The organism is Mesorhizobium sp. M7A.F.Ca.AU.002.02.1.1 (genome assembly GCF_003998535.1).
GTDB lineage: Bacteria > Pseudomonadota > Alphaproteobacteria > Rhizobiales > Rhizobiaceae > Mesorhizobium > Mesorhizobium ciceri.
On sequence record NZ_RZPB01000385.1, the window covers coordinates 1 to 5,868 of the forward strand.

The following is a 5,868-nucleotide window of genomic DNA, read 5'->3' on the forward strand; positions in this document are numbered from 1 at the left end:
GGGTCGGCGGCGGTCGAGATCCAGGGCGCGGCGGCCACGGGCGTCAGCTCGGGTGCCGCCATGGACGAGATCGACAAGCTCGTCGCGCAACTGCCCGCCGGCTATTCGCACGAGTGGACCGGGCTGTCGCACCAGGAGAAGCTTTCCGGCAACCAGGCGCTGTCGCTCTATGCGATCTCGGCGCTGGTCGTGTTCCTGTGCCTGGCCGCACTTTATGAGAGCTGGTCGATCCCGTTCGCGGTCATGCTGTCGGTGCCGATCGGCATCTTCGGCGCGCTGCTGGCGGCCAGCCTGTTCGGCCAGTCCAACGACGTTTATTTCAAGGTCGGCCTTTTGACCACGATCGGTCTCGCCGCCAAGAACGCCATCCTCATCGTCGAGTTCGCCATCGAGCGGCAGGCCGCCGGGATGGGGCTGGTCGAGGCGACGCTGGAGGCGGCGCGACAACGGCTGCGGCCGATCCTGATGACGTCGCTGGCCTTTATCCTCGGTGTGTTGCCGCTGGCGATCGCCAGCGGTGCGGGCTCGGGCGCGCAGAACTCGGTCGGCATCGGCGTGATGGGGGGCATGATCGCGGCGACGGTGATCGGCGTCTTCCTGGTGCCGCTATTGTTCGTCACGGTGCGGCGCATCTTCAAGGGCAGGGCGGCCAAACCAGATACGGGCGAGACGCCGGTGACGGCCACCCAGCAATAAGGAAAACTTCACATGACAGGTTTGGAACGTGGCTCGGTGGCCGCGAGGCGGCTTCTTGCGCCTATGCTCACCGCTGTCCTGCTCGCGGGATGCGTCGTCGGTCCGGATTATCAGACACCGATACTGGCAATGCCGGCGAATTGGAGCGGCCAGAAGCCGACAAAGCCTGCCCAGCCGGCACGACTGTCAAAATGGTGGCAGCGGCTACGCGATCCCGAGCTGAACACGCTTGTCGAGGAAGCGGTTGCCGGCAATCTCGATGTCGCCACCGCCAAGGCAAAAATCCGCGAGGCGCGCGCCAGCTATCGCCAGAGTGCCGGCACATTGCTGCCTTCGGCCGACGGCTCCGGCTCGGCCTCCCGCAACAAGTCGGCCGAGACCACATCAGGCTCTGACGCCACCTACAGCGAGTACCAGGCCGGCTTCGATGCAAGCTGGGAGCTCGACCTGTTCGGCGCCAACCGGAGGGGCGTAGAGGCCGCGCACTACGGGCTGAACGCCTCGCAGGAGGAACTGCGCTCGACGCTTCTCACCCTGGTCGGCGATGTCGCTTCCTATTATACCCAGGCGCGCGGCTACCAGGCCCGCATCGCGCTCGCCCGTCGTTCGGCCGCGTCGCAAAGACAGACCGCCGAACTTACCCGCACCATGGCGCAGGCGGGCACGGCGACCGCCGCCGATGTCGCCAAGGCAATGGGTCAGGCAGCGAGCACCGAAGCCGCCGTTCCGACGCTGGAGGCAAGTTATGCGCAGGCCGTGCATCGTCTCGCGGTGTTGGCCGGCCGGCCGCCTGCCTCGCTCAACGAGCGGCTGAAGCGGGTCGCGCCCATTCCTGCACCGCGCCTGCCGATGCCCACCGGAATTCCCGCCGACCTCCTGCTATCGCGGCCCGATTTGCGCATGGCGGAGCGCCAATATGCGCAATATACCGCCAAGATCGGCCAGGCCGAAGCCGCCCGCTATCCCTCGGTCAGCCTGACGGGAGACATCAGCACGGCGGCGCTGAAGCTTGGCGATCTCGGCAAGAATTCGTCGATCGGCTGGTCGTTCGGGCCGACGCTGAGTGTGCCGCTGTTCAATGCCGGCCAATTGCAGGCGGCCGTCGAGGTCGCCAAGGCGCAACGCGATCAGTATTTCATCGCTTACCGGTCTTCGGTGCTGACGGCGCTCGAGGATGTCGAGAACGCGCTGGTGCTGTTGTCGCAGGAGCGCATCCGGATCGGCAAGCTCGCCTCGTCCGCGAAGTCCTATGGCGAGGCGGCAAGTCTCGAAGGCACGCTCTACAAGGCCGGCGAGACAAGCCTCCTCGACGTGCTCGACGCCCAGCGCTCGCTCTATTCGGCCGAGGACTCGCTGCTGCAAAGCCGCGTCCTGCTGGCGACCAACTACATCGCCCTCAACAAGGCGCTCGGCGGCGGCTGGGATGGCGCGGTCGACAGCGCCAAGCCGGAGATCGTCGACGTCAAGACCGGTCCACGGCTGGCGTCGAAGCCGGCCTCCTGAGGCACTCTCAGGCAGCGGCGTCAATTCGGCAGACACGCCGCCATCGCCGATGCGGGGCGTGAAAATGCGGACTCCATGTTTGGCGATGGCGGGGTGATCGCATCGCTGTTATTGATGGTGCCCACACAGCACAGGCGCCGCAGATGACATCCGATACACAGAAGGCCGAAGCGGTCGGGCAGCTGCTCGAAACGCCGGACCTTGCCAGCGCGCTCGAAAGCGAACAGTTCAAGAAGTTCCTCGACCAGGTGCCGATCGCCATTGCCGTCTCGGACCTGGGTTCGAAGGAGCGTGTCGTCTATGCCAATCCGGAATTCGAGAAACTGTCCGGCCTCAAGGCGGCGATGCTCGCTCGCCAACACTGGGCGGCGCTTTCCGGCACCGGCCTGCACAAGCAGAAGGACCGGCCGCTGTTCGAGGCCGTGGTCGAGGACACTGATTTCATCGGCACGTTCCGGCTGGAGCGGAAGGAAGGCCAACCGACTATCGTCGACGTCTATTCCAACGTCATCGAGGACGACAATGGCAAGGCCTGCTTCCGGCTGGTGGCGCTGGTCGACGTTTCGGCCCATGGCGAAACCGAAGATGCGCGATCGATCGACGAGCGCATCCGTGAGAAGGACACGCTGCTGCGCGAACTGCAGCACCGGGTGAAGAACAATCTGCAGATGATCACCGCGCTGATCCGGATGGAGACGCGCAACGCGGCCGAACCGGACCAGAAGCGTTTCGAGAGGCTGGCGGGGCGCGTCGATGCGCTGGCGATCCTCTACCAGACGCTGTCGGGGGACGATGGCAAGGATGAGGTCGATCTTGGTGTCTATCTCAGCCAGATCGCGTCGGCGGTCATGAACTCGCATGCGGTCGAGGGCATCCGCCTCGACATGAAGGTCGACACCTATCCGGTGTCGATCAATGTCGCCATGCCGACCGGGCTGGTGGTGAACGAACTTTTGACCAATGCGCTCAAACATGCCTTCCAGGGACGTGACGGCGGCACGATCACGCTGCACAGCATCGTTGACGGCGATGGCTGCCGCATCGTGATCGCCGATGACGGCATTGGCCTGCCGGACGGCGAGAGCTGGCCCAAGCGCGGCAAACTCGGCGCGCTGATCGCCCGCTCGCTGACCGAGAATGCCAAGGCGGAGTTCGACGTGACGTCGAGCGCCGGCGAGGGCACGCGGGTGACCATCCTGTTCAAGCGCTCGGCTGCCACCGCCCCTTAGCGCGCGGGAGCCAAGCGGCATAGGTGGCCGTCTCCGCTTGGCTGATCTTCGACCTACTCATGACGGCCTTGCCTTCCCCGCTATCTCCCTTCGCGTCAATGCCCCTACTCCAGCGGCAGGGTAGGGTGAAAGCCAGGTGCATCGATGCCAGTCGCAAGCCGCGCTTTGCCGTGCTTGACAGGCTTAATTAATTTATTAACATTAGAAAATAATAGGGAGGAAGAATGGGCGCGCACCACGGAGCGATCCTGCGAATCCTGCGCGACGACGGTCCGCAGTCGCGCGCCGAACTGGCGCGGCGCACCTCGCTGTCACCCACCGCCCTGACCCATCTGACGGCCCATCTCCTGCGGGAAGGCACCGTGGTCGAGCTCAACCAGGCCACTGCCGGCGATGCACCCGTCGGCCGGCCGGCGATCGGCGTCGCGCTGGTGCCCGACGCCCTGTCCGTGGTTGGCGTGCACATTGGCGCGGGAACGATCGACGCGACCATCACCGACCTCAGGGCCGCCTCGAAAGCCATGGCCTCGCAGCATTTCGACACCGCCACCAGCGAACCCGCCGCGGTGATCGGCATGGTGGTGCGGATCGTCGAGCAATTGATCAAGAAGACCGGCGTCGACCGTTCGCGCCTGATCGGCCTGGGGCTCGGCGTGCCGGGACCGGTGGACACCAAGCGCCGCCGCAACCTGCAGTCGGTCAATTACGACTGGAAGGACGTGCCGTTCGCCGACGAGCTCGAAACGGCGCTGCGCATGCCGGTGGTGGTCGAGCACAATGTCAGCGCGATGGCGCTGGCGGAATCGCGCTACGGCATCGGGCGCGACACGACCGCGCTGCTCTACATCTATCTGCGCACCGGCCTCGGCGCCGGCCTGGTGATCAACGGCATGCCGTTCCGTCCCGGCGGCTACGGGGCCGTCGAGCTCGGCCATGTCCAGGTGGTCGAGGATGGCGAGCGTTGCGCCTGCGGCAATGTGGGCTGCCTGGAGACATTCCTGTCCGAACGCGCGCTGGCCCGCGCCGCCCATATCGACACGCCTCATCCCAGGCGCCTGCTGGCCGCGGTGGAGAAATATCCCGACGTCTGGAACGCGGCGCTCCGGCATCTGACGACGGCCATAGCGACGGCGACCAATTTGCTCAATCCCGATCTGATCGTCTTTGGCGGTCACCTGGCCGAAGCCCCGGAAAGCTTCATCGATCATATAAGGCGGGGCGTTCCGCCACGCGTCCTGCCGCCGATGCGCGACGTGCTGCGGGTCGAGCGGTCGAGCCTCGGTCCTGGTGCCGGCGCCATCGGTGCTGCTGCGGCGGCGCTCGACCATTTTTTCTATTCGGGGGTGTCGCGATGAGCGAAGCGTCGAAGACGACACGCTCCGGCGGCGGCTCGAACGAGGATCGGGGTATCGACTATCGCGGTCTCGCGCTCAATCTCTGCGGTCTCGTCGCCGGCATCGCCATCTGGTGGGTGTTGACGGCGGGCGGCGCGGTGGGCCTGCCGCCACCGCCACAGGTTGCGTCCAGGTTTATCGATCTGATCGCAAACGGGCAGCTCGCCACCGACATCATGTCGAGCCTTGCTCGGGTGATGACCGGCTTTCTCCTCGGCGTCATCCTGGCGATCCCGGTCGGCTTCGTCATGGGCTGGTACAAGGTCGCGCGCTCGCTTATCGAGCCGTATCTGCAGTTCTTCCGCATGATCCCGCCGCTGGCCATCATTCCGCTGGCGATCGTAACGATGGGCATCGACGAGACGCCGAAGATCTTCGTCATCTTCCTGGCCTCCTTCCTGGCCGGCGTCGTCGCCACCTATCAGGGCGTCATCAGCGTCGACAAGACGATGATCAACGCCGCGCGCGTGCTCGGCGCCAAGGACATGACCATCTTCCTGCGCGTCATCATTCCCGCATCGACGCCGTTCATCCTGGTCGGCGTGCGCATCGGCCTCGGCTCGGCCTGGGCGACGCTGGTGGCCGCCGAACTGATCGCCGCGCAGACCGGCCTCGGTTTCCGCATGCAGCAGGCGCAACTCTACTACGACCTGCCGACCATCTTCGTCAGCCTGATCACCATCGGCCTTCTCGGCCTTGCCATGGATCGCATCCTTTTGGTGATCGAGCGCCGGCTGACCGTCTGGCAGGAGCGCGTGTGATGCCGCCCAAGATCGTCTTCGACAAGGTCACGCGCCGGTTCGACCTCAAGGACAATGCCTTCGTCGCGCTTGACCGGCTGTCGCTCGACATCGCCGACGGCGAATTCGTCACCGTCGTCGGTCCGTCCGGCTGCGGTAAGTCGACCGCGCTCAACATCGCGGCCGGCCTGCTGAAGCCGAGCGAGGGCACCGTGCTGGTCGATGGCAAGGCGGTCGAGGGGCCGGGTCCGGAGCGCGGCATGATCTTCCAGCAATACGCGCTGTTTCCCTGGCTCACCGTACGCC

At 65.5% G+C, this 5,868-nt stretch carries 6 protein-coding genes; all 6 read left to right on the forward strand.

Annotation, left to right across the window (positions count from 1 at the left end):
• On the forward strand, positions 1-696 hold a 696-nt coding region (locus tag EN879_RS21720), incomplete at its 5' end, for an efflux RND transporter permease subunit (RefSeq protein WP_206520978.1).
• Positions 697-708: 12 nt separating this feature from the next.
• Positions 709-2,199: an efflux transporter outer membrane subunit gene (locus EN879_RS21725; protein ID WP_063168599.1), complete on the forward strand. Its 1,491-nt coding sequence runs from the start codon at positions 709-711 to the stop codon at positions 2,197-2,199.
• Between the two features lie 143 nt (positions 2,200-2,342).
• The gene (locus EN879_RS21730) at positions 2,343-3,428 is read left to right on the forward strand and encodes a histidine kinase dimerization/phosphoacceptor domain -containing protein (RefSeq protein ID WP_063168598.1); all 1,086 of its coding nucleotides are present in this window, start codon (positions 2,343-2,345) and stop codon (positions 3,426-3,428) included.
• Positions 3,429-3,652: 224 nt separating this feature from the next.
• Positions 3,653-4,783 (forward strand): ROK family transcriptional regulator, encoded by a 1,131-nt coding sequence (locus EN879_RS21735; protein ID WP_027160785.1) that lies wholly within the window; start codon positions 3,653-3,655, stop codon positions 4,781-4,783.
• Complete coding sequence (locus tag EN879_RS21740) at positions 4,780-5,583, forward strand: ABC transporter permease (protein ID WP_082826501.1); 804 nt, start codon at positions 4,780-4,782, stop codon at positions 5,581-5,583. Before EN879_RS21735 ends, EN879_RS21740 begins: the two co-directional genes overlap by 4 nt.
• A partial coding sequence (locus EN879_RS21745) for an ATP-binding cassette domain-containing protein (RefSeq protein ID WP_127274240.1) occupies positions 5,583-5,868 on the forward strand: 286 nt, incomplete at its 3' end. The genes EN879_RS21740 and EN879_RS21745, both read left to right, overlap by 1 nt.